Source organism: Hyphomicrobium sp. CS1BSMeth3 (assembly GCF_900117415.1).
GTDB lineage: Bacteria > Pseudomonadota > Alphaproteobacteria > Rhizobiales > Hyphomicrobiaceae.
Genome location: NZ_FPEI01000006.1, coordinates 1,802,197 through 1,823,743 on the forward strand (window position 1 = coordinate 1,802,197; position 21,547 = coordinate 1,823,743).

Consider the following 21,547-nt stretch of genomic DNA (forward strand, 5'->3'; position numbering starts at 1 on the left):
GATATAGCACACTCAGGTCGGAAAAGTATCTGCCGAGATTAAGGAGTTTCATCATGCCCGCCGTTGCTCCGCTCGACGATCCGACATTGCCGCAAGGCGTGCGCGCGCGCTTCATCGACGGCGTCAACGGCCTCAGGATGCATGTGCTCGAATGCGGCGAGCAGGGGCGGCCCTGCCTCCTGCTGCTGCATGGCTTTCCGGAGCTCGCCTATAGCTGGCGCAAGGTCATGCCGACGCTCGCAGATGCGGGCTACTACGTCATTGCGCCGGATCAACGCGGCTATGGCCGCACAACCGGCTCGGACAACCGCTACGATGCGGATCTCGCGCCGTTCCGCCCCTTCAATCTCGTGCGCGATGCCGTGGGGCTCGTCCATGCGCTCGGCATTCGCGAGGTTGCCTCGATCATCGGCCATGATTTCGGCGCGACGGTCGCGGCCTTCGGCTCGCTGCTCAGGCCCGATTTCTTTCGCACGATGATCCTCATGAGCGCGCCCTTCGCCGGCCCGCCTACGATCGCGAGCGGTCCCGGCTCGAAGGGGCCGAGCATTCACGAGACGCTCGCTGCGCTCTCGCGGCCGCGCAAGCACTATCAGGCGTACTACTGCACGCGCGAAGCCAACCCGAACATGCACGGCGGCGCCCAAGGCGTGCACGCCTTCCTGCGCGCCTACTTCCACCACAAGAGCGCCGACTGGAAGACGAACAAGCCCTGCCGGCTTGCGGGCTGGACGGCGGATGAGCTCGCCAAGATGCCGACCTACTACATCATGGATCTTACGGACGGCATGGCCGAGACGGTCGCCAAGGAAATGCCGAGCGAGGCGGAAATCGCCGCCTGTGCGTGGATGCCCGAGGCCGAGATGCGCGTGTTCAGCAACGAGTATGGGCGGACGACCTTCCAGGGTGGGCTCAACTGGTATCGCGCGCGCATCGAACCGCGCCTCCTGCCGGAGCTGGAGCTGCTGTCGGGCCGCACGATCGACACACCCTCCTGCTTCATTGCCGGCCGGAGCGATTGGGGCATCTATCAGGTGCCCGGTGCCATCGAGCGGATGCAGAACGAGGCCTGCACGCGCATGAGCGCAGTGCACCTCATTGAAGGCGCGGGCCACTGGGTGCAGCAGGAGCGGCCAACAGAAACCGCGCGGCACATTCTGGCGTTTCTGGAAGGCCAACGCTGAACGGAGCACGCAATGGCAGACACGATCGGCATGGCGGCACAGGCCGCAGGGCAAGCCGTACGCTTCGGCCTCTATCTCGGCCTCAATCGACTTGTCGACTGGCGCACGAATGCGCTCGGCCGTGCGCCGGCTGAGAAGCCGCGTGGGCGTATTCCTTCACAGGCCGAGCTGCTGCGCGATCTCATGGGCGTGCTCATGCAGGATGCCGCAGCCGTGCGCGACGGTCTCTACCCACCCATGAGCGACGAGCCGCCGTTGCCGGTCCAGCTCGCGCGCATTCGCGACATGCTTGCCGATCTGCCCTCAGCGCTCGCGCGGCGCAATGCGCGCGATGCCTCGACGGCCGAGAGCGCGGGGAAACACGAGGATCTGCCGGACTACTTCGTGCAGGACTTCCACTTCCAGACGGGCGGCTATCTGACGAGCGACTCGGCGAGGTTGTACGACCTGCAGGTCGAGACGCTGTTCTATGGTGCTGCTGGCGCTATGCGCCGGCAGGCCTTGCGCCCCATTGCAGCCTTCATGCACGGACGCGACCAGCGGCAGGTGCGGCTGCTCGATGTGGCCTGCGGCACAGGGCGTTTCCTGCGCGCGGTGCGGCTCGCCTATCCGGCGATGAAGCTCTCGGGCCTCGATCTGTCGCGCCCCTATCTCGATGAGGCACGCCGGCATCTCAAGGGCCTGCGCCCGGTGGAATGGCTCGCAGCGAACGCGGAAAGCATCCCACTCCCCGACGCGAGCCAGGACATCGTAACCACGGTGTTCCTCTTCCACGAGCTGCCGCCCGAGGTGCGCAGGCGCGTCACGGCCGAAATGGCGCGCGTGCTCAAACCCGGCGGGCTCCTTGTCTTCATCGACAGCCTGCAGATGGGGGATCGGCCGGGCTGGGATGGCCTGCTCGAGGCCTTCCCTGCGCGCTTCCACGAGCCCTACTACCGCCACTACGCGATCGATGACCTCGATGGCGTGTTCAATGAGGCCGGGCTCGAAGCCGCCCAACAGGCGACGGCCTTTCTCGCCAAGATGATGGTGCGGCGGAAGGTGGGCTAAAGCCCTGCGGACATCCCGCCGTCGACGGCGAGCTCAGCGCCGGTGACGAACGAGCTGTCGTCGCTCGCGAAGAAGAGCGCTGCGCGCGCGATCTCCTCCGTCGAGCCGAAGCGGCGCAGCGGCGTCTGGTCGATGAGCGCCTTCGCGATCATGGGATTGCGGAGCACGCGGCTCGTGAGGTTCGTTTCGACGAAGCCCGGCGCCAGCGCATTCACGCGAATATTGAAAGGCGCGTACTCGACAGCAAGCGCCCGCGTGAGCGCCGAGACCGCGCCTTTTGTAGCGGAGTACGCCGCGAGCTGGCGCAGTCCGCGATGGGCCATGATCGACGCGAGATTGACCAGCGAGCCGCGGCCCGAGGTTTTCAGCAACTCGAAGCCGTCGCGCGCGACACGCACTACGCCATCGAGGTTCACCTCGCGAATGCGCACCCAGTCCGCATCGGAGAGATGGCGAAAGTCCTCGCGCACATTGAGACCGGCGTTATTGATGATGACGTCGAGCTTGCCGTGCGCGCTCTGGATGGTGCGGAAGAGCGCCGTCACGTCCTGGCCGCGCGAGACGTCGCATGTCTGCGCCGTCGCAGCGCCGCCCGAGGCACGGATCGCCGCGACCACGCTCTCGGCTGCCGCGCCATCGACATCGCTGACGTAGACGTACGCGCCCTCGCCCGCGAATACCTCCGCGACCGAGCGCCCGATGCCATTGCCTGCGCCCGTGACAAGCGCGATGCGCCCCTGAAGCCTCATCGTACCGCCTCTACCCTCGAACCGGCCCGCACGCTACTCCGCGGCAATGGCGGGCGGCGTCCATTTCTCGCGCATGGTTACCAGCTCTTCCGCCGCGCTCGGATGCAGCGCCATGGTGGCGTCGAAGTCGGCCTTGGTCGCACCCATGCGCATGGCGATTGCGGCCATCTGCACGATCTCGGCAGCGTCCGGGCCGAGCACGTGGCAGCCGAGCACGCGGTCGGTCGCACGCGCCACGATGAGTTTCATCAACATCTTCTCGTCGCGTCCCGTGAGCGTCACCTTCATGGGCCGGAAGCGGGCCTTGTAGATGTCGATGCCACCGGGACGCTTCGCCGCCTCGTGCTCAGGGAGTCCGACGGTGCCGATCTCTGGCGTGGAAAACACCGCCGTCGGGATCCAGTCGTGATCGACAATGCGTGGCTTCTTCCCGAAGACGGAATCGGCGAAGGCGTGTCCCTCGCGGATCGCAACCGGCGTCAGGTTCACGCGGTCACAGACATCGCCAACCGCGTAAATGCTCGGCACGTTCGTGCGCTGGTGCTCATCGACGATGATCTGGCCGCCCTTGCCGAGCGCAACACCGGCGGTCTCCAGGCCAAGCCCATCAGTGTTGGCGCTGCGGCCGATGGCGAACATGACCTGATCGACTTCGAGCTTGCCGCCGCCGGTGCAATGCGCCGTGATGCCGTTTGCGGTCTTCTCGAGTCGGGAAAAGACCTGGCCGGTCACGATGCGAATGCCGCGCTTGGCGTATTCCTCTGTCAACGCGTCGCGCAGATCCTCGTCGAAGCCGCGCAGGATCTTCTCGCGCCGATAGATGAGCGTCGTCTCGGCGCCGAGACCGGCGAAGATGCCGGCGAACTCGATGGCAATATAGCCGCCGCCGGCAATGACAATGCGCTTCGGCAGCTCTTTGAGGTGAAATGCCTCATTCGACGTGATCGCGTGCTCGACGCCTTCGAGCTTCGGATCGACATTGGCCCGCCCGCCGGTCGCAACGAGGATGACCTTTGCCGTGATCTCCCTGCCGCTGTCGGCAAGCCGCACGGAATTCGGCCCGGTCACGACAGCGCGCGTCTTGTGGATCGAAACGCCGGCACGCTCGAGCCCGCTACGATACAGACCTTCGAGGCGCGCGATCTCCTTGTCCTTGTTGGCGATGAGCGTCGCCCAATCGAAGGTTGGCGCACCCACAGTCCAGCCAAAGCCCGGGGCATCCTGAAACTCGTCCGAGAAACGGCTCGCATAGACGAGCAGCTTCTTCGGCACGCAACCGCGGATGACGCACGTGCCGCCAAAGCGGTATTCCTCCGCGATGGCGACCTTGGCGCCATGGCCCGCGGCGATGCGCGCCGCACGCACGCCGCCCGAGCCGGCGCCAATCACGAAGAGGTCGTAGTCGTAGTTGGCCATCGCTGCCTCTCAAAGATCGATGCCGCGCTTCTTCAGCTCGCGACGCGTTTCCTGGGCGATCTCGGCGCCGATGCGCTGTCCCCAGGCCTGGCCCACGGCCGCGGCGCGACGCGTGATCTCGGGCAGTACCTCGATCATGCGGCGGCCGGCGCCCGTCTGATAGAATCTGGTGATCTCGCGCAAGTCGTCGGCCGAAATCTTGTCGGCGTAGATGGCGGCGATCTCGTCGATCAGCTCTGATTTTCGTGCCGAGAAACGCTTCACGACCTCGGCCATGACCTCGCGAATTTCGGTCGCGCGATCGGGCGCAAGTCCTACGAAGGCCTGCGTCATCTGGTTTGCGAGCAGGGGCATGACCTGATCGAACTGCGCAGCAGCGCCTGAAGCCTCGACGAGGCCACGTGCTGCATTCAAGGCATCATCCGACGGGCGCTGTTGCGCTGTCGCGACATGAGCAAGGGCGGCGCTGAACAGCACCGCGATGAGCAGGCGGCGTGCAAGGGTCATCTCAAGATGCTCCTTCGAGAGGAGGTGATCGTCGCATTCAGCGACCGTCGTCCTCGACGGGCTCGGTCTCGATGACGACGATGCCCTCAGGTCCGGCGACGAACGCCATGTCGGCGAGGCCGAGGAACAGGCCGTTCTCGACGACACCCGGGATATGCTTCAGCGCCTCGTCCAGGCGTTCGGGCTCATCGATGCGCTTGAACGCGCAATCGAAGATGTAGTTGCCGCCATCCGTCACGAAAGGCTGGCGATCGCGGCCGACGCGCAGACGGATCTCGCCGTGGCATCCGAGATCGGCGGCGAGCAAAGCAATCATGTTCTGCGTCGCGGCGTAGCCGAAGCGCACGACTTCGACGGGAAGCGGAAAGGCGCCGAGTCGCTCGACGCGCTTGGTGTGATCCGCGATGACGACGAGGCGCTCCGACGCCGCGGCGACGATCTTCTCGCGCAGCAGTGCGCCACCGCCGCCTTTGATCAGCCGCAAGGCGCCGTCGAACTCGTCGGCACCATCGACCGTCATGTCGAGGAGCGGCATCTCGTCGAGCGTAGTGAGCGGAATACCGAGCGCGGCGGCCTGCACGCGCGTCGCCTCGGATGTCGGCACGCAAATGACGTCGAGACCGCTGCGAACCCGCTCGCCCAGGAGGTCGACAAAGTGTGCTGCCGTAGATCCCGTGCCGAGCCCGAGGCGCATGCCCGATGCCACCTGCTCGATGGCGCCGCGCGCCGCCATACGCTTGTACTCGTCCAAGCTCATTCCGATAGTCCGTCGTCCGCCCTGTGGGCTGGCTTATGGCAGGTATCCGGTGAATTGGCCAGTCTGCTCAATTCAGTATTGATCAATACCTAAGCGGGCGTGAAGTTCCGCAGCCTGCGCATTCCAGCGGCCCGGATGTGCTCAGCTCGCACGGCTCAGCACCCGTTCGACGAACTCGGGAACCACCTTGGAGGCCGGCCCGTGGACGGCCTCGTCGAACAGGCTCGTGCCCTGCGAGGGCTCGAGATTGAGCTCAACCGTGTGTGCACCGCGGTCGCGGGCCTCGGCGACGAAGCCGGCCGCCGGATAGACGTTACCGCTGGTGCCGATCGAGATGAAGAGGTCCGTGCGGGCGAGCTCCTCGGCGATACGGCCCATGTGGTAGGGCATCTCACCGAACCAGACGACGTCGGGCCGCAGGCTGCCGGTGACGTTGCACGATGGGCAGGTCAGCTCGACGGTCAGATCGGGATACTCGGGCCCCCAGGGTCGTCGCTCGCCGCACTTCGCGCAGAGCGCTTTCTGGTGCTCGCCGTGCATGTGAATGAGGTTTTGCGTCCCCGCGGCCTCGTGCAGCGCGTCAACATTCTGTGTGATGACGGTGACCCGGCCCGCGTGCTCGCGCTCAAGGCGCGCCAGGGCAAAATGAGCAGCGTTCGGCTTGGCGGTGGCGCTGACGCGGCGGCGCATGTTGTAGAAGTCGAGCACGAGCTTCGGATTGCGGGCAAAGCCTTCCGGCGTCGCCACGTCCCGGTAGTCGTACTTGGCCCAGATGCCGTCCTTGTCGCGAAAAGTTGCGATGCCGGATTCCGCGGAGATGCCCGCGCCCGTCAGAATGGTGATGCTCCGAAAAGTCTGCATCCAGCCGAACCCCGCCCGCGATTCCGTAGTGCCGCCGTTCGGCATCAAGGTCGCCCTTTTGTGACAGCAGCGAGGCGGAGCTTGGCACAGTGCGCGTTCGGAGCAAATGGGCTGACCTTAGGCTCAGGCTTTGCTATCCGGAGGAACGGAGCCTATAGTCCGCCCGGGGGAGCACGGCTGATCGATGCGCGTGTGCAGCCGCAGGCGGCGGCGACGGCATGTTGCGCATCGGGACACAAGTGAGGGAGTTGCGTCAGGATGTTTACGAAGAAGTCGGACCGGGAACCAACGGCATTCGACGTGCCCCGGGGCGTTCCGCCTCAGGCGCCAACGCCGCATTCACATCAGGCCGAGTCGCCGTCATCGATCGGCCGCCAGTCGGCACCATCGCCGCGCACGAGCGTCGCCTCCGGCGCATCGCACATCGGCGAAGATCTGACGATCGTCGGCAATCTCGTCTCGAAAGGCGAGGTGCACATCGACGGACAGGTCCAGGGTGACCTGCACGCCGCCAACATCATCATCGGCGAGACTGCTCGCGTCACCGGCGGCGTCGTGGCGGACGAAGTCATCGTGCGCGGCAGCGTCTCCGGCTCGATCCGCGGGCGCCGCGTGGTGCTGCAGACTTCGAGCCGCGTCGAAGGCGATGTCTTCCACCAGCAGCTCGGCATCGAGCAAGGTGCGTACTTCGAAGGGAAGTCGCGCCGGGTGGCGGACCCGCTCTCGGGCGTCAACACGCCGGAGACGCCGGGCCCCGCAGGACCGGGCTTCCCGCTGCGCGGCGAAAGCTGAGGCCCACACGGGTCCTGGCAGCTCTCAGATCGAGAGATACTGCTCCTTGAGGGCTGCATCCGCGTCGAGCTCGGCCAGTGTGCCGGCGAAGCGGATGTGGCCGCGATCGAGCACGAAGGCGCGGTCGGCGACGGCACGCGCGAAGTGCAGGTTCTGCTCCGAGAGCAGAAGACCGACACCGCGCGCCTTGAGCTTGGCAATGGCGCCCGCAATCACTTCAACAATGACCGGAGCGAGCCCCTCGGAGGGCTCGTCGAGCAGCAGGAAGCGCGGATTGCCCATGAGCGCCCGCGCGATCGTGAGCATCTGCTGCTCTCCGCCCGACATCTGCCCGCCTTTGCGCTCACGCATGGCGGCGAGCGGTGGGAAAAGCTCAAAGGCGGCCTCGGGCGTCCAGGCCTCGCCGCTGTTCGGCGGCAGGCGGCCGACGGCGAGGTTCTCCGCGACCGTGAGATCCGTGAAGATGCGGCGGTCCTCGGGCACGTAGGCCATGCCGCGGCGCGCGATGCGATGCGTCGGCTCGGCGATCAGATCCGCGCCATCGAAGCGGATCGTGCCGCGCCGCTCGGCTTCGAGACCCATGATCGATTTCATGAGCGTGGACTTGCCGGCACCATTGCGGCCGATCAGAACGGCGGCCTCGCCCGCCTCTACTTCAAGCGAAACGCCGAACAGGATCTGCGCGCGCCCGTACCAGGCATCGAGATCGCGGATTTCGAGAAGTGTCATGCGCTGCTCTCCCCTCCGCCGCCGATCGCGGAAAGCGCCGCGCCACCGAGATAGACCTCGCGCACGATCGAACTCGCACGTACCTCCTCCGGCGAACCTTCGGCAATGAGACGGCCGCGGTTCATGACGACGACGCGATCGGCATGACCGAAGACGACGTCCATGTCGTGCTCGGTGAAGAGCACGGCCGTACGACGTTGGCGGGCGCGCTCGGCAACAAGACGCATGAGGGCGCCACGCTCGCGCGCGGCCATGCCGGCGGTCGGCTCGTCCATGAGAAGGAGGCGCGGGTCGTTGACGAGGGCGATCGCGAGCTCGACGCGCTTCAGATCGCCATAGGCCAGGACGGAGCAGAGTGTGTTCGCCGCGTGCCCCATGCCGACTTCGCCGAGCCGCGTCTGGATCTCGCTGGCGTGGGAGGCATTGCTTGCCGCGAGCAGGCCCGCAGACTTTTCGCGCGAGAGGATCGCGACGAGCAGGTTCTCCGCGACGCTCATGGAGCCGAAGGTCTGCGTGATCTGGAACGTGCGCGCGACACCGGCTCGCCAGAGCGCGCGCGGCGGCCAGCCGGTCACATCCTCGCCGCCAAGGCGGACGCGACCATGATCCGGCATGAGCTGGCCGTTGATCATGTTGAAGGTGGTGGTCTTGCCGGCGCCATTGGGGCCGATCAGTGCCAGCAGCTCGCCGGCCTCGACAGTGAAGCTCGCGCGCTCGACGGCACGAAAGCCCTTGAAGGACTTCCCGATCTCCTCGACGGCGAGCACGGGCACGCTCATGGTTCCGCCTCCCGGCGCTGGCGCCACTGGCGGAGCGTGCCGACAATGCCCTGCGGGAAGATGATCGTGATGAGGATGAGCGTGATGCCGAGCACGGCGTGCCAGTAGGGCGTCGCGCGCACGACCCAATCCTGCAGCGTCATGAACACGACGGCGCCGACGACCGGCCCAACCAGCGTCTGCACGCCGCCAATGAGCACCATGGCGAGCGCATCGACAGAGCGCGGGATCGAGAGCGAGTCCGGCGAGAGCGAGCCCTTCGAGAACACGTAGAGAGCGCCGGCGAGGCCGGCTGCAGCGCCGGCGACGATGATCGCGCGCCACTGGATGATGCGCACATCGACGCCGACGGCCTCGGCGCGTATGCGCGAGTCGCGTGAGGCGCGCAGGAGATAGCCGAGCGGCGCATGCACCGAGCGCCAGATGAGCAGGATGGCTCCGCCGACGAGCAGCAGCGTCGCGAAGTAGTAGGCGGTCTTATCGGAGAGCAGCTCGGGCGGCCAGACTCCGACGAGACCATTGCTGCCGCCCGTGACGCTGTCCCACTGGAAGGCAATGGCCCAGGTGATCTGCGCGAATGCAAGCGTCAACATGGCGAGCGAGACGCCCGTGAGACGTACGCAGAACCAGCCGAAGAGCACGGCGAGCGCACCGGCAAAGGTGACGCCTGCCGGCACCGCGACGAGGAAGGGCGCGCCGGCCTTGGCGGCGACGGCAGCAGCATAAGCGCCTGCGCCGAAATAGGCAGCATGCCCGAAGGAAGCCATGCCGCCCGCGCCCATGATGAGACCAAGGCTCGCGGCGAAGAGCGCAAAGATGATGATGTCCGTCGCCAGCACGACCGTGAAGCGATCGGCGATGAGCGGCAGGGCGAGAAGCGCGAGGATTACGAGCCCGAGCGGCCACAGGCGCTTCAGGTCCGGCACGGGCATGGGCAGGATCGAGGCGGCGGTCACGCGCTGCGGTGCCGGCGGCGTGCCGAAGAGGCCCCAAGGCCGAATGATCAGCACGATCGCCATGACGATGAACTCGGCGACCAATGTCAGCTTCGAGAACGAGAAGACCGTGCCGAACACGCGCACGTCACCAATGCCGATGCACCACGCCTTGACGACGCTGATGATCACCGCCGCAACATAGGCGCCCGGCAGGCTGCCGAGGCCACCGACGACGGTCACCACGAATACGTCCGCGATGATCGTCAGGTCCATATTGTGGTTCGCGGGCTCGCGCGGCAGCGCCAGTGCGCCTGCAAGGCCGGCGAGCAGCGCACCGAGCGCGAACACACCCGTGAACATGAGCGCCTGGTTGATGCCGAGCGCTGCCGCCATGTCGCGGTCCTCGGTCGCGGCGCGCACGCGCGTGCCCCAGTCCGTCCGCGTGAGCAGCAGCCAGACGAGCAGCCCGACGAGCGGCCCAAGCACGAGCAGCAAGAGGTCGTACTGCGGAATGGGCTTGCCGAAGATCCAGACGGCGCCGGTGAGGCCTGGCGCGCGCGGGCCCAGAATGTCCTCTGGCCCCCAGGTGAAAAGCACGACGTCCTTCAGCAGGAGCACGACACCGAAGGTGGTGATGAGTTGCAGGAGCTCCGGCGCACGGTAGATGCGGCGCAGGATCGTGAGCTCGATGAGCGCGCCGAGTACGCCGACCGCGAGGCCTGCGAAGACCGCGCCGCCCCAGAAGCCGAGCACGCCGCCGCCGACGTAGCCGTAGAAGCTCACGGCCAGATAGGCGCCGAGCATGAAGAACGAGCCGTGCGCGAAGTTCACGACGCGCGTGACGCCGAAGATCAACGTCAGCCCGAGCGCGACGAGAAAGAGCAGCGACGCGCTCGCGAGCCCGTTGAGCGTCTGGATGAGGAACGAGGCGATCATGGCGACCCGGCTAGTGTCCCGATTCCGAAGTTCGCCACACCTTCCGGCCGGCGTCCCGAGCGAACTTCGGAATCAACAGGGACACTAGAATAAATTCTTGCTCGTGTGATTCAGATCGAGAAATTCGCTCGAAGCCTTGCCGCGCGACGTGGCGAATTTCTCGATCATCACACGAGTAATACACGACGGCCGTGACCGTTGGCGGTCACGGCGCGTCGCTCACAACAAACCTACACGACGCGGCTATTCGGGCCGCAGCTTTTTCACCACATCGTCCGACGGCAGGTGACGCTCGCCCGGCTCATAGCGCCAGTCCACCATCACGCCCTTGCCGTCCCGGATGCCGATGCGCCCGACGTAGGCGCCCATCGTCGATTGATGGTCGATCTCACGATACTTGATGGGACCGAAGGGGGACATGTGCTCGAGGCCCTTCGCGGCCGCGACGATCGCCTCCGGATCCGTGGACTTGGCTTTGCGCAGCGCCTCGCCGACCGAGATCATCGCCGAATAGCCGACCACCGAGCCGAGCCGCGGATAGTCGTTGAACTTCGCGCGGTAGGCCTCGAGGAAGGCCTTATGCTCGGGCGTGTCGATGGCGTACCAGGGATAGCCGGTCACGATCCAACCGACGGGAGCTTCGTCACGCAGCGGATCGAGATACTCGGGCTCACCACCCAACACGCTCAGCACGACCCGGTCATTGAAGAGACCGCGCGTCGTGCCCTCGCGCACGAATTTCTGCAGGTCGGCGCCGAACGTAACGTTGAAGATCGCGTCGGGCTTGGCATCGGCCACCGCCTGCGCGACGCTGCCGGCGTCGATGCGGTTCAGCGGCGGTGCCTGCTCGACGACGAACTCGACGCCCGGCTGGCGCGCGCTCATGAGCTGCTTGAAGGAGGCGACCGCCGACTGGCCATACTCGTAGTTGGGATAAACGAGCGCCCAGCGCCGCTTGTTCAGCTTGACGGCCTCCTCAACCAGCATGGACGTCTGCATATAGGTCGAGGCGCGGAGGCGGAACGTGTACCTGTTGCCGTTCTCCCAGACGATCTTGTCGGTCAGCGGCTCGGAGGCGATGAACGGCATCTTCCGCTGCTTGGCGAAGTCGGCAACGGCGAGGCCGACATGCGAGAGGAAGCCGCCGGTCAGCAGCACCACGCCCTCGCGGCTCACCAGCTCCTCCGCCGCGCGCACGGCGTCGCCCGGGGCGCCGTTGTCGTCACGCGAGATCACCTCGAGCGGCCGACCGTTGATGCCACCGCTCTTGTTGATCTGCTCGACGGCCAGCTCCCAGCCCTTGCGATAGGGCTCGAGAAAAGCCGGAATCACCTTGTAACTATTGATCTCGCCGACTTTTATCGGCGCTTGTGCCAACGCCGGGGCGGCCGCTACCGCCATCATCGCGAAGGCTACTGCCAGTCTGCCCAGTCGCATCTTCTGCCGCGCTCCCTAATCCCATCGGTGGGGCGAGGCACCAGCTCGAGCATAACGTCCGGCACCATCCGTCCCGCCTCGCTGTCGGTCCCAAAGGAGGGCCCGTTCAGTTCAAATATTATGGCCAGTTGGCGCCCGTGTCTGGTATTTCAGCAGCCTGCCTCGAATTTCGGGCATGAGCGGCGAGCATACGAAGGCACGGACGGGGTTCCCCGGCCGAATCAGAGTACGGATTGCGGATGACTAGCGATCGAGCGCCCATGAGGTGTCCCGCCGAGGCTTGCGACGACGACCGCCGCCCATGCGCATCCTGAGCATCGCCAGTGAGACCCACGACAGCGGCATCGCGATCGTGGAAAACGGGAAGCCGGTCCTCGTCATCGAGGAGGAGCGGCTCTGCCGCATCAAGCACACGCAAAGGTTCCCAGAAGCCTCCCTCGCGGCCGCCATCGAGGGTGGCTGGCTGCAGCCGGGCGAGATCGATGCCATCGTCACGCCTTGGAACGCAGCCGTTCTGCGCAAGACCTTCCTGAAGGCCATCCTGCGCAATACGCCATCGAGCCTCAATCTGCTGCGCCCGAGCGCCAACACCGCGCAGCGCCTCAGCATCGTCGTGCTCAATCAATGGCTGAAGTACAAGCTCACGCGCGCGCTCGGTCTGCAGAAGCTTCCGCCGTTCTATGGTGTCCGCCACCATCACGCACATGCCGCGATCTTCTTCGTCTCGCCCTTCGAGGAGGCCAACGTCCTCGTCATGGACGGCTACGGCGATGATGCGGCCACATCGACCTACGTCGGCAGAGGCAGCAGCCTCGAACGCATCTGGCAGAGCGATGTCTTCAATTCGCTCGGCATGATCTACACGTTCGTCACCGGCCATCTCGGCTTTCGCGATTTCGAGGAAGGCACGGTGATGGCGCTCGCGGCCCACGGCGACGACCGCTATCTGGACCGCTTCCGCGATACGATCCGCCTGGTCGACGATGGGCGCTACGACGTCGACATGAGCTATTTCAAGTTCGACCGCTACGCGTTCCTCAAGCCTTTCAGCGAGAAGTTCTTCACGACCTTCGGGCCGGCGCGTCACCACGACGAGCCCGTCACCGATCATCACAAGGCGCTCGCGCGTGCGCTCCAGGTGCGCATCGAGGAGGTGGTGGTGCACGTCGCGCGCGGCCTCCATGCCCGCAATCGCTCGCGTCATCTCGTGGTCTCGGGCGGCGTCGCGCTCAACTGCGTCGCCAATGCGCGCATCCTCGCCGAGACGGACTACGAGCATGTATGGGTGCCGCCTTGCGCATCGGACACCGGCGCGCCGCTCGGCGCCGCACTCTGGTTGCATCATCAAAGGAACGAGCAACCGCGCGACTTCACGCTGACGCATCCCTTCTACGGCCTCGAGGAGAGCGAGGAGGCGATCCGCGCAGCGCTCGATGCGGCAGGCCTTGCGGCTGAGCGGCTCGACGACGCCACGCTCTTTGCGCGCGTTGCCCGCGATCTTGCGGAAGGACGTATCGTCGGCTGGTTCCAGGGGCGTTTCGAAATGGGCCCGCGGGCGCTCGGCAATCGCTCCATCCTCGCCGATCCGCGTCGTCTCGCCACCAAGGATCGCATCAACGCGCGCATCAAATATCGCGAGAGCTTCCGCCCGTTTGCGCCTGCCGTGCTCGTCGAGCACGCGCAGGAGTACTTCGAAATCGCGCAGGACGATCCCTTCATGACGTTCGCGCCGCGCGTGCGCGCCGACAAGCTCGACGTCATCCCGGCGGCCGTGCACATCGATGGCACGGCGCGTCTGCAGACCGTCGATCGGCGCGCGAACCCGCGCTACTACGCGGTCATCGAGGCCTTCGGGCGCGAGACGGGCGTGCCCGTGCTGATCAACACGAGCTTCAACCGTCAGGAGCCGATTGTTTCGACAGCGCGCGAGGCCGTGTCCTGCTACCTCAGGACCGAGATGGACGTGCTCGTGCTCGGCAATTTCTATACGCAGAGCCGCAATGCCGAGAGCCAGGCGCGCGCGCGGACGGCGTTTGCGGTGCGCGAAGAGAATTTGGTGGGTGGCGAGTAGTTCGCGCCTGCGGCGCGACGGGGACTTGTCCCCGAACCCCAATCGGGGAGACCCCGAACCCCCTTCCTTTTATGACTTGGAGCGCGCCGCGAACGCACCAGCATCCCCTCTCCCCGCTCTTGCGGGGAGAGGGTTAGGGTGAGGGGCGGCACCACTTACCGACGTCAGCGTTTGCCGCTGCCTCCCCATTGAAGGCAATGGGGGGAGGGGGAAGTGGGGCGCGTCATACACCGCGCTCTCGCTCTGGCCGCCGCGGGCATGGCACCACGGAGGCGTGCGAAGCACTTCTTCCCAGCAGCCCGCGGCACTAAAGCAGCAGCGAAAACCCCACCCGCGCTAGAGCGCGGCCCACTTGACGATCCCGACAAGGCGGAGCTTGGTGCGGCGGAAACCGCAGTCAACATGTTGGGGGCATCTCCATGAGCATCGAAGCCTGGCTCGCCTTTGTCGCGGCCTCGACCATCCTCGTGATGATCCCCGGCCCGACCGTGCTACTGGTCGTGTCCTACGCGCTCGGGCAGGGCTGGCGCGCGGCACTGCCGACGGCCATCGGAGTCGCGCTCGGCGATTTCACGGCCGTCACGCTGTCGCTCCTCGGCGTGGGCGCCCTGCTCGCGACATCGGCAACGCTCTTCACGGTGCTGAAACTCGCGGGCGCGGCCTATCTCATCTGGCTCGGCATCAAACTCTGGCGAGCCGGCGGCAGCCTGCAGACGGAAGCGCGCACGGATCGCGCGACATCGCTCGCCATGGTCGCGCACGCCTGGATCGTGACTGCGCTGAACCCCAAGGGCATCACCTTCTTCGTCGCCTTCATGCCGCAGTTCATCGATCCGAAGGGCGACGTGCTCACGCAGATGCTCATCCTTGGCGCGACCTTCCTGGTCATCGCATTCGCGAACGCGCTCGCCTACGGCTTTCTCGCCGCGCGCGCCGGCGCCATGGCGCGCAATCCGAGCGCCATCAGCCTGTTCAATAAGATCGGCGGCAGCCTGCTGATCGGCGCGGGCGTCGCAGCGGCGACGGTGCGGACGTAGCATTCGCGCCTACGGCGCGAGCGGGGCTAGCCCCGCACCCCATCGGGAGGGACACCCTCCCGAACCCACCCGCTTTTATAAGCGCAACAGATACCGCGAATTCCCGTCAACAAAAGACGGGGGGGCCGGGGGTGTCCCCCGGTCGGGTCACAGGGCCGAGGCCCTGTTCGCGCCAAAGGCGCGAGTTTAGACCCCCGCCATCTTCATTTTGACATTGCGGAAGGTGGTCTTGATGCGGCGCACGGTGCCGGTCGCCGAGCGCATGACGAGCGTCTCGGTCTCGGCGAAGTCGCCGCGGAAGTGCACGCCCTCGAGGATCGAGCCGCTGGTGACGCCGGTCGCCGAGAAGATCACGTCGCCCGAGGCCATCTCCTGCATGGAGAATTTGCGGTTGATGTCGGGAATGCCCATCTTCGCCGCGCGCTCGATCTCCTCGCGGTTCGAGGGCTTGAGGCGACCCTGCATCTGGCCGCCGATGCAACGGAGCGCGGCCGCGGCAAGCACGCCTTCCGGCGCACCGCCCGAGCCGAGGTAGATGTCGATGCCCGTCTGCTGCGGATCCGTGCACCAGATGACGCCCGCGATGTCGCCATCCGGGATGAGGCGGATGCCGGCGCCGACCTTGCGCACGGCCTCGATGATCTCGGCGTGGCGCGGACGATCGAGGACGCACGCGCTGATCTGATCGACGGGCACGCCCTTGGCATTGGCGAGCTTCTGGAGCTGCTCGGCGATCGGCGTATCGAGATCGATAATGCCGTCGGGATAGCCCGGCCCAATGGCGATCTTGTCCATGTACATGTCGGGCGCATGGAGGAGGCCACCCCGCTCCGCGACCGCGATCACGGCGAGGGCATTCGGCATGTCCTTGGCGCAGATCGTGGTGCCCTCGAGCGGGTCAACCGCGATGTCGACCTGCGGCCCGTCGCCGATGCCGACTTCCTCGCCGATATAGAGCATCGGCGCCTCGTCCATCTCGCCTTCGCCGATGACGACCTTGCCGCGGATGTGGATCTTGCCCAGCTCCTTGCGCATGGCATCGACGGCAGCCTTGTCGGCGCCCTTCGCGTTGCCCATGCCGCGGAAACGGGCCGCGGCAATGGCGGCCGCCTCGGTCACGCGGGCAACCTCCACCACCAGCACGCGGTCCAGCCCAGCAACCTTAGCCTTGTCCTGCGACATGTCCGCCCTCTCCGATCGCCTGAATTTCCATGGCCCCCGCGGCCCGTGCACGTGGCGGCCCCAGAATGGCCGACCAGAGCGGTCTATACGCCAGCCGCCTGCAACAATGAAGCACATCAATGCCTTATGCTGCGACGCACAATCGGGCTGCGTGCGGACATGGTATCCGCCGGGATGGCAGACCTGATGTCCGGACATGAGTGTGGCGCCCGCTCATCGCTGCGTTTACTGTCTGCAGCCGCATCACCCCTATCGAGGACACGACGCACATGCGACAGATGGCGCTGATCGGATTCCTGCAGGCGCAGAACTGCTCCAACTTTGCCGCCTCGTGGCGCCATCCCGACTCCCGCACCGATTTCATGTCGGCCGATTTCTATCGCCACATCGGCAAGGTGCTCGAGGCCGGCAAGTTCCAGCTCGCCTTCTTCGACGACCGGCTCGGAATGCCCGAGTTCCACGGCGGGCGCTACACGGAGGCCGTCGAGAACGGCATTCGCTGCGTGAAGATGGACCCGGTCGCCTGCATGATGGCCATGGGCATGGCGACCGAGCGGCTCGGCCTCGGCGTGACCTACTCGACGACCTACTACGAGCCTTTCCACGTGGCGCGCATGTTCGCGACGCTCGACCTCATGAGCAACGGGCGCGCGGCCTGGAACATCGTGACCTCGCTCAATGACATCGAGGCCCACAACATGGGCCGCGATTCCGTCCTGGAGCACGATGCGCGCTACGACCGCGCCGACGAGTTCCTGGAAGTCGTGCTCGGGCACTGGGATACCTGGGGCGACGATGCGCTGATCGTCGACAAGGCGAGTGGCCGCTTCGCCGATGCCTCGAAGGTCAAGCGGCTCGACTATTCGGGATCGCACTTCAGGTCGCGCGGGCCCTTCACCGTGCCGCGCTCGGCACAGGGGCATCCCCTGCTCATCCAGGCCGGCCAGAGCGGACGCGGCAAGCGCTTCGCGGCCGAATGGGGCGAGATGATCTTCACATACACGCCGAGCGTGGAGGTCGGGCGCAAGGAGTACGCCGATCTCAAGGCGCAGTGCGCCGCGACGGGGCGCGATCCGAACAGCATGCTGATCGGCGCGCTGGTGCATCCGGTCGTCGCCGAGACGAAGATGGAAGCCGAGGACAAGCGCGCGGAGCTCGACAAGCTGCCGCTCGAGGTGGACAGCCTCATGCTTCTGTCAGAGGCGCTGAACTTCGACTTCGGCTCGAAGCCGCTCGATCAGCCGCTGACGGACGAGGACATCGCCTCCATGTCGGGCCTGCAGACGATCCGCGACCGCGTGCTCAAAAACGCCGGCACGAAAAATCCGACCATCCGCGACTTCATCCGCATCAGCGGCCGCGGCCGGCTCAACAATCCCTGGGTCGGTGGCCCCAAGGAAGTGGCCGACATGTTCGAGGAGTATTTCACGGCGCCGGCGTGCGACGGCTTCGTTGTCGGCGCGACGTGCGTGCCCGGCACGTACGAGGACTTCGTGCGCTTCGTCGTGCCGGAGCTGCAGCGGCGCGGCCTCTATCACAAGGACTATCGCGGCGCGACGCTGCGCGAGAACCTCGGCCTTGCGCGGCCCGATGTCGGCGCATGGCGGAACGTCAAGCGCGGCGCGGCATGAGCATCTCGCGCGCTGAGCTCGTGCAGGCCATCGACCACGCGCTCGCCGGCGAGTGGGAGGCGGCGCATGGCATCGTCCAGCGCGACGAGGGCAACCCGACCTCGTGCTGGATCCATGCGGTCCTGCACAAGATCGAGCCCGACGAGAGCAACAGCCGCTATTGGTATCGCCGCGCCGGCCAAGCCTACGAGGCTTATCCCGATGCGCGCCAGGAGCTGATCTCGATAAAGGCGGCGCTCACCTACTGAGGTGTGGCGCCGCACGCGTGCTCGCGGCTAAGATTTCATAATCGGGCACAACAGAATTGGAGGAACACCCATGGCCGCCACGCTTTTCATGGTGCGCGCGACGATCACCAAGGATCAGGAGGCCGCCTTCAACAAGTGGTACGACGAGGAGCACGTCCCGCAGGTCCTGCGCTACAACGGCGCGATCAGCGGGCGGCGCTACAAGCGCATCATGGGCGAGGACAAATACGACTACATGGCGCTCTACGAATTCAAGAACGAGGAGACGTTCAAGGAATTCCAGGCATCGGGTCATCTGCGCGAGCTGCGCGCGGAGTACGACAAGTACTTCGGCACGGTCTCCGACCGCGCCGGCACGGGCTGGGTGCAGGTTTTTCCCTGAGCGGGATGGATCGCCGGGCGATCGCGCGGGCGCGACGGCTAAAGCAACGGACTTGAAATTCACCTCGCTTCGAGGCCTGCCGGGGAGTGAATTTCAAGTCCAAAGTTGCTTTGGAACGCTATGATTCTAAAGCGTCTTTGAACCTTAAATGCGACTATGAGGCCGGCGCAGCGTGGGTCGCATTTAAGGTCCGACGCTTTAGCGCGCCCGTTTGCGTTGTCAGAGCCCGCGCATGATGCAGCCGAGCAACAGGATCACGTGCGAGAGCAGCAGGAACCAGAACTCATTGCCCTGGATCAGCGGAATCTGAGCGCCGAAGAATTTCACGACCAGGACGCACACCGTCAGGACGATCGCCAGAATGAAGGTGATGATGCCCGGTGCTTTCAGAACCATGATGGTCTCCCCCATTCCGACGAGTTCATACGCGCGCCGGCGCGCGCCAATCGCTGCATGATCAACACGATTCGGCCGGCCTTGTGACCCCCTGTGCCGGCGTTTTGCAGAGCCGTGTTGCGCCCAAATCCCTGAATCGCGCCATGGGCTTATTGGCGGCGGCGGATGCTGCCATCTATGGCTTTGCCGCGTAGCGAAAACCCGTTCCGGTCGCGACCACCTCGACGGCACCGTTCGTGATCACAGGATGGCTGAGACGCAGCGCCAGGACGCCGTCATAGCCCTGACCGGCGGCGCGCGCCTTCAGCGCTTCGAGCGCGCGCGCGATCGTCATGTCGACGAGCTGCTCATAGCGCGTCATGTGGCCGCCGATCGTGTTGATGACGGCCTCGCGCATGTCGCGCACGATGTTGGCGCCGCTCACCGCGACCGCATAGACGACCTCGCCCGTGACGATCTTCTCATCATCGATCCTGTCCGTGGTCACAAGGCGCATAGGGTCTCCCGAGTGCGAGCGTCAGGACTTGTTCTGCGCGATGACAATGCGCGGGCGCCGGCCGAAGAGAAGGCGCCACAGGATCAGCAGCACGATGAGCGCGGCAAAAGCGAACACGCTGAGCGCCACCGGATAGCGCGCCCAGAGCAGCAGCGGGCTGATCTTGCCTTCGCGCACCGAGCGCACATCATCGGCAAAGACGAAGAAGTCGAAGATCGCATCGGAGCGCGCGATGACGGCCACAGCTTCGGTCTGATCGCGGCTCGCGAGGATCGCGGCCTGGACGCCCGATGCCGTGTAGGCGGCCATGCGCGCGGGTGAGAAACCGACCACGGCGAGCAGGCGCTGCGCCGCTGCGGGCTCGAGCGCGCTCATATAGCGCGAGAGCGCCTTGAGGTCCGTCTCGGGAAGCGCGCGGGCGAGGCGATTGAGATCGCGGGGCGGCAGCTCGAGGAGCGGCTCGCGCTCGGCGCGCGTGAGGCTCGCGAGGCGCGTGATGGCCGTGCGATCCTCGAGCACGAGCAGACGCCCGAGCGCCGCCTTGCTCATTTCCTCGGGCGAGCCAAGGCGATGAAGATCGAAGGCCACGACTTCGGGCAAGCGTTCGTCCGCCAGCGCCCACCACTTGAAGCCGGCCTCCAGGGATTTCGTGTCGCGCGCAATGGTGATCGCCTCGGCAGGCATGGTCTCGATGGCGCGATGCAGCGTTCCGTCATTGAGGCGTCGCGTGAGAGCAGGCTCGCCTTCGCCGGCAAGGATGAGCGCGACGACCTCGTCGAGACGCGGCAGCTTGGCGGGCGTCACCGTGTCGAGGAAGCGGCGGAAGCGCTCGTCCTTTTCGGCAAGCTCCAGCACTTTGGCATGCGCGCGACGGAACTCGCGCCAGATCTCCGTGACGCGATCGGCTGCCGTGCTGGAAATCTCACGCGTGTGCTCGTTGATCTGCTCGCCGATGACCTTGGCAAGCTCGGCCTGAATTTTATCGCGCGTATCCGCGCTCTTCATCTCGGTCGCGATGATCGGCAGCACGCCGTGGCGGAATTCCCAGATGTCCTTGGCGATGAGCGCGATGCCGACGCCGCCCGCGACGACGCCGACAATGCGGCTCAGGATGGCGCCGACGACGCGCTGGCCGACGGTCATGGCCATGCGCGAAAGCTGGCGGCGCACGATCAGCAGCACGGTGCCCGTGAGGCCCTCGCTGCCCTGGATGAGAACCTGTCCGGTGGAGACGGTCGCGCTCGCCTTGGACGGATCGATCGTGAACTCGCGCCCGGTGTCGCGGCTCACGGAGCGCGCGACCATGCTGCCGTAGCGCGGCCCGAGGAAAGCCTGCATGCACTGCGCGACCGGCTCGGCCGCGGCACTGAGACCCTGCTCCATGCGCCGGCCGACCTCGTTGCCGACGCCACTGGCGACGCCGAGGATGGCCTTTTGCATGGCATCGGAGCGGAAGACACGTTCGGACGTCGTCGTGGCGAGCTTCTGCGCTGTCTCCTGGAAAGCAATGGAGCCGATCAGCTCCGTCCAGCTCGACTCCTCGCGCACCTCGCCGATGGCGACATCCACCTGGCGCCAGAGCACGTCGTCGACATTGTTGCGTCGCCAGGCATCCCGCACGATCGGCGCGTAGTCGAGATCGGCGAGGCTCTTCGTGAGCGCCGCCTGCGTGACGCGGGCGACGGCCGCGCGGAACGTCGCCTCGTCGCCGACCTGGCACTGCTCGTACTCGGCCCGCGACATCGGAACCGACTGGGGCACGGACGAGGGCGCCGATTGAGCGGCCGGCGGCGGCTCGGAGGTCTGTGCCGCGTTCTGGCCCGGCTGCGCGCGGAGCGGTGCCTGCGGGACAAAGGGCAGAAGCAGCCCGGCAATGACGGCGGCGACGGTCGCCCGATGCCGCCAGCCAGTATGCCGGCTCGGACCACTGCAGGTCAGGAAAGAGGGCCGTTCGCTCACGTTTTTGTCG

At 65.9% G+C, this 21,547-nt stretch carries 21 protein-coding genes; 8 read left to right on the forward strand and 13 right to left on the reverse strand.

Annotated features, from left to right (window positions below; genetic code table 11):
- Positions 1-53: 53 nt before the first annotated feature.
- Together CS1BSM3_RS23445 and CS1BSM3_RS23450 are read left to right on the forward strand one after the other, a co-directional pair.
- Complete coding sequence (locus tag CS1BSM3_RS23445; RefSeq protein ID WP_072391663.1) at positions 54-1,184, forward strand: alpha/beta fold hydrolase; 1,131 nt, start codon at positions 54-56, stop codon at positions 1,182-1,184.
- A 12-nt stretch (positions 1,185-1,196) separates the two neighbouring features.
- The gene (locus tag CS1BSM3_RS23450) at positions 1,197-2,234 is read left to right on the forward strand and encodes a class I SAM-dependent methyltransferase (RefSeq protein WP_072391666.1); all 1,038 of its coding nucleotides are present in this window, start codon (positions 1,197-1,199) and stop codon (positions 2,232-2,234) included.
- Here the strand turns inward: CS1BSM3_RS23450 and CS1BSM3_RS23455 are convergent.
- The 5 genes from CS1BSM3_RS23455 to CS1BSM3_RS23475 form a co-directional block, all read right to left on the reverse strand.
- Positions 2,231-2,983 (reverse strand): SDR family NAD(P)-dependent oxidoreductase, encoded by a 753-nt coding sequence (locus CS1BSM3_RS23455; protein WP_072391669.1) that lies wholly within the window; start codon positions 2,981-2,983, stop codon positions 2,231-2,233. The two genes, CS1BSM3_RS23450 and CS1BSM3_RS23455, sit on opposite strands and share 4 nt — an antisense overlap.
- 33 nt (positions 2,984-3,016) lie before the next feature.
- Positions 3,017-4,399: a glutathione-disulfide reductase gene (gene gor, locus CS1BSM3_RS23460; RefSeq protein ID WP_072391672.1), complete on the reverse strand. Its 1,383-nt coding sequence runs from the start codon at positions 4,397-4,399 to the stop codon at positions 3,017-3,019.
- A gap of 9 nt (positions 4,400-4,408) precedes the next feature.
- On the reverse strand, positions 4,409-4,906 hold the full coding sequence (locus CS1BSM3_RS23465; RefSeq protein ID WP_072391675.1) for a DUF2059 domain-containing protein: 498 nt from the start codon (positions 4,904-4,906) through the stop codon (positions 4,409-4,411).
- A 37-nt stretch (positions 4,907-4,943) separates the two neighbouring features.
- Positions 4,944-5,663, reverse strand: a complete 720-nt coding sequence (rpiA, locus tag CS1BSM3_RS23470) for a ribose-5-phosphate isomerase RpiA (protein WP_072391678.1) — start codon at positions 5,661-5,663, stop codon at positions 4,944-4,946.
- Positions 5,664-5,804: 141 nt separating this feature from the next.
- Positions 5,805-6,524 (reverse strand): NAD-dependent deacylase, encoded by a 720-nt coding sequence (locus CS1BSM3_RS23475; RefSeq protein ID WP_072394416.1) that lies wholly within the window; start codon positions 6,522-6,524, stop codon positions 5,805-5,807.
- Between the two features lie 258 nt (positions 6,525-6,782).
- On the opposite strand from CS1BSM3_RS23475, the gene CS1BSM3_RS23480 reads away from it, so the two are divergent.
- Positions 6,783-7,316: a bactofilin family protein gene (locus tag CS1BSM3_RS23480; protein WP_072391681.1), complete on the forward strand. Its 534-nt coding sequence runs from the start codon at positions 6,783-6,785 to the stop codon at positions 7,314-7,316.
- Between the two features lie 24 nt (positions 7,317-7,340).
- Here the strand turns inward: CS1BSM3_RS23480 and CS1BSM3_RS23485 are convergent, their stop codons facing one another.
- The 4 genes from CS1BSM3_RS23485 to CS1BSM3_RS23500 form a co-directional block, all read right to left on the reverse strand.
- Entirely contained in the window at positions 7,341-8,045 is a 705-nt protein-coding gene (locus CS1BSM3_RS23485; RefSeq protein WP_072391684.1) for an ABC transporter ATP-binding protein, read from the reverse strand.
- Positions 8,042-8,824: an ABC transporter ATP-binding protein gene (locus tag CS1BSM3_RS23490; RefSeq protein ID WP_174263763.1), complete on the reverse strand. Its 783-nt coding sequence runs from the start codon at positions 8,822-8,824 to the stop codon at positions 8,042-8,044. Before CS1BSM3_RS23490 ends, CS1BSM3_RS23485 begins: the two co-directional genes overlap by 4 nt.
- Positions 8,821-10,698 carry an ABC transporter permease gene (locus CS1BSM3_RS23495; protein WP_072391686.1) on the reverse strand — a complete coding sequence of 626 codons (1,878 nt, stop codon included), beginning with the start codon at positions 10,696-10,698 and terminating at the stop codon, positions 8,821-8,823. The genes CS1BSM3_RS23490 and CS1BSM3_RS23495 overlap by 4 nt, the downstream gene beginning before the upstream one ends.
- Before the next feature lie 243 nt (positions 10,699-10,941).
- Positions 10,942-12,102 carry an ABC transporter substrate-binding protein gene (locus CS1BSM3_RS23500; protein WP_244540648.1) on the reverse strand — a complete coding sequence of 387 codons (1,161 nt, stop codon included), beginning with the start codon at positions 12,100-12,102 and terminating at the stop codon, positions 10,942-10,944.
- A gap of 334 nt (positions 12,103-12,436) precedes the next feature.
- Here CS1BSM3_RS23500 and CS1BSM3_RS23505 point away from each other — a divergent pair, with 334 nt between their 5' ends.
- Entirely contained in the window at positions 12,437-14,206 is a 1,770-nt protein-coding gene (locus CS1BSM3_RS23505) for a carbamoyltransferase family protein (protein ID WP_072391692.1), read from the forward strand.
- A 419-nt stretch (positions 14,207-14,625) separates the two neighbouring features.
- Positions 14,626-15,243 carry a LysE family translocator gene (locus tag CS1BSM3_RS23510; RefSeq protein ID WP_072391695.1) on the forward strand — a complete coding sequence of 206 codons (618 nt, stop codon included), beginning with the start codon at positions 14,626-14,628 and terminating at the stop codon, positions 15,241-15,243.
- Between the two features lie 186 nt (positions 15,244-15,429).
- Here the strand turns inward: CS1BSM3_RS23510 and glpX are convergent, their stop codons facing one another.
- Positions 15,430-16,425, reverse strand: a complete 996-nt coding sequence (gene glpX, locus CS1BSM3_RS23515) for a class II fructose-bisphosphatase (protein WP_072391698.1) — start codon at positions 16,423-16,425, stop codon at positions 15,430-15,432.
- Between the two features lie 269 nt (positions 16,426-16,694).
- Between glpX and CS1BSM3_RS23520 the strand changes: the two genes are divergently transcribed.
- The 3 genes from CS1BSM3_RS23520 (at position 16,695) to CS1BSM3_RS23530 (ending at position 18,686) form a co-directional block, all read left to right on the forward strand.
- Positions 16,695-18,056, forward strand: coding sequence for an LLM class flavin-dependent oxidoreductase (locus CS1BSM3_RS23520; RefSeq protein WP_072391701.1), 1,362 nt, complete (start codon positions 16,695-16,697; stop codon positions 18,054-18,056).
- A complete protein-coding gene (locus tag CS1BSM3_RS23525; RefSeq protein WP_244540595.1) occupies positions 18,026-18,304 on the forward strand; it encodes a hypothetical protein in 279 nt (92 codons plus the stop codon). Before CS1BSM3_RS23520 ends, CS1BSM3_RS23525 begins: the two co-directional genes overlap by 31 nt.
- A gap of 70 nt (positions 18,305-18,374) precedes the next feature.
- Positions 18,375-18,686, forward strand: coding sequence for a DUF4286 family protein (locus CS1BSM3_RS23530; RefSeq protein WP_072391703.1), 312 nt, complete (start codon positions 18,375-18,377; stop codon positions 18,684-18,686).
- Positions 18,687-18,905: 219 nt separating this feature from the next.
- Here the strand turns inward: CS1BSM3_RS23530 and CS1BSM3_RS23535 are convergent, their stop codons facing one another.
- The 3 genes from CS1BSM3_RS23535 to CS1BSM3_RS23545 all read right to left on the reverse strand — a co-directional run bounded on the left by CS1BSM3_RS23535 (position 18,906) and on the right by CS1BSM3_RS23545 (position 21,537).
- Positions 18,906-19,082 (reverse strand): hypothetical protein, encoded by a 177-nt coding sequence (locus CS1BSM3_RS23535; protein WP_244540596.1) that lies wholly within the window; start codon positions 19,080-19,082, stop codon positions 18,906-18,908.
- 175 nt (positions 19,083-19,257) lie between these two features.
- On the reverse strand, positions 19,258-19,578 hold the full coding sequence (locus CS1BSM3_RS23540) for a YbjQ family protein (RefSeq protein ID WP_072391709.1): 321 nt from the start codon (positions 19,576-19,578) through the stop codon (positions 19,258-19,260).
- Positions 19,579-19,599: 21 nt separating this feature from the next.
- Entirely contained in the window at positions 19,600-21,537 is a 1,938-nt protein-coding gene (locus tag CS1BSM3_RS23545) for a hypothetical protein (RefSeq protein WP_143149326.1), read from the reverse strand.
- Positions 21,538-21,547: the final 10 nt, after the last annotated feature.

Excerpts from the sequence above, each read along its gene's own strand:
- CS1BSM3_RS23445 (WP_072391663.1), top strand. The coding sequence starts at position 54 with ATGCCCGCCGTTGCTCCGCTCGACGATCCGACATTGCCGCAAGGCGTG.
- CS1BSM3_RS23450 (WP_072391666.1), top strand. The coding sequence starts at position 1,197 with ATGGCAGACACGATCGGCATGGCGGCACAGGCCGCAGGGCAAGCCGTA.
- CS1BSM3_RS23455 (WP_072391669.1), bottom strand. The coding sequence starts at position 2,983 with ATGAGGCTTCAGGGGCGCATCGCGCTTGTCACGGGCGCAGGCAATGGC.
- gor (WP_072391672.1), bottom strand. The coding sequence starts at position 4,399 with ATGGCCAACTACGACTACGACCTCTTCGTGATTGGCGCCGGCTCGGGC.
- CS1BSM3_RS23465 (WP_072391675.1), bottom strand. The coding sequence starts at position 4,906 with ATGACCCTTGCACGCCGCCTGCTCATCGCGGTGCTGTTCAGCGCCGCC.
- rpiA (WP_072391678.1), bottom strand. The coding sequence starts at position 5,663 with ATGAGCTTGGACGAGTACAAGCGTATGGCGGCGCGCGGCGCCATCGAG.
- CS1BSM3_RS23475 (WP_072394416.1), bottom strand. The coding sequence starts at position 6,524 with ATGCAGACTTTTCGGAGCATCACCATTCTGACGGGCGCGGGCATCTCC.
- CS1BSM3_RS23480 (WP_072391681.1), top strand. The coding sequence starts at position 6,783 with ATGTTTACGAAGAAGTCGGACCGGGAACCAACGGCATTCGACGTGCCC.
- CS1BSM3_RS23485 (WP_072391684.1), bottom strand. The coding sequence starts at position 8,045 with ATGACACTTCTCGAAATCCGCGATCTCGATGCCTGGTACGGGCGCGCG.
- CS1BSM3_RS23490 (WP_174263763.1), bottom strand. The coding sequence starts at position 8,824 with ATGAGCGTGCCCGTGCTCGCCGTCGAGGAGATCGGGAAGTCCTTCAAG.
- CS1BSM3_RS23495 (WP_072391686.1), bottom strand. The coding sequence starts at position 10,698 with ATGATCGCCTCGTTCCTCATCCAGACGCTCAACGGGCTCGCGAGCGCG.
- CS1BSM3_RS23500 (WP_244540648.1), bottom strand. The coding sequence starts at position 12,102 with ATGATGGCGGTAGCGGCCGCCCCGGCGTTGGCACAAGCGCCGATAAAA.
- CS1BSM3_RS23505 (WP_072391692.1), top strand. The coding sequence starts at position 12,437 with ATGCGCATCCTGAGCATCGCCAGTGAGACCCACGACAGCGGCATCGCG.
- CS1BSM3_RS23510 (WP_072391695.1), top strand. The coding sequence starts at position 14,626 with ATGAGCATCGAAGCCTGGCTCGCCTTTGTCGCGGCCTCGACCATCCTC.
- glpX (WP_072391698.1), bottom strand. The coding sequence starts at position 16,425 with ATGTCGCAGGACAAGGCTAAGGTTGCTGGGCTGGACCGCGTGCTGGTG.
- CS1BSM3_RS23520 (WP_072391701.1), top strand. The coding sequence starts at position 16,695 with ATGCGACAGATGGCGCTGATCGGATTCCTGCAGGCGCAGAACTGCTCC.
- CS1BSM3_RS23525 (WP_244540595.1), top strand. The coding sequence starts at position 18,026 with ATGGCGGAACGTCAAGCGCGGCGCGGCATGAGCATCTCGCGCGCTGAG.
- CS1BSM3_RS23530 (WP_072391703.1), top strand. The coding sequence starts at position 18,375 with ATGGCCGCCACGCTTTTCATGGTGCGCGCGACGATCACCAAGGATCAG.
- CS1BSM3_RS23535 (WP_244540596.1), bottom strand. The coding sequence starts at position 19,082 with ATGGTTCTGAAAGCACCGGGCATCATCACCTTCATTCTGGCGATCGTC.
- CS1BSM3_RS23540 (WP_072391709.1), bottom strand. The coding sequence starts at position 19,578 with ATGCGCCTTGTGACCACGGACAGGATCGATGATGAGAAGATCGTCACG.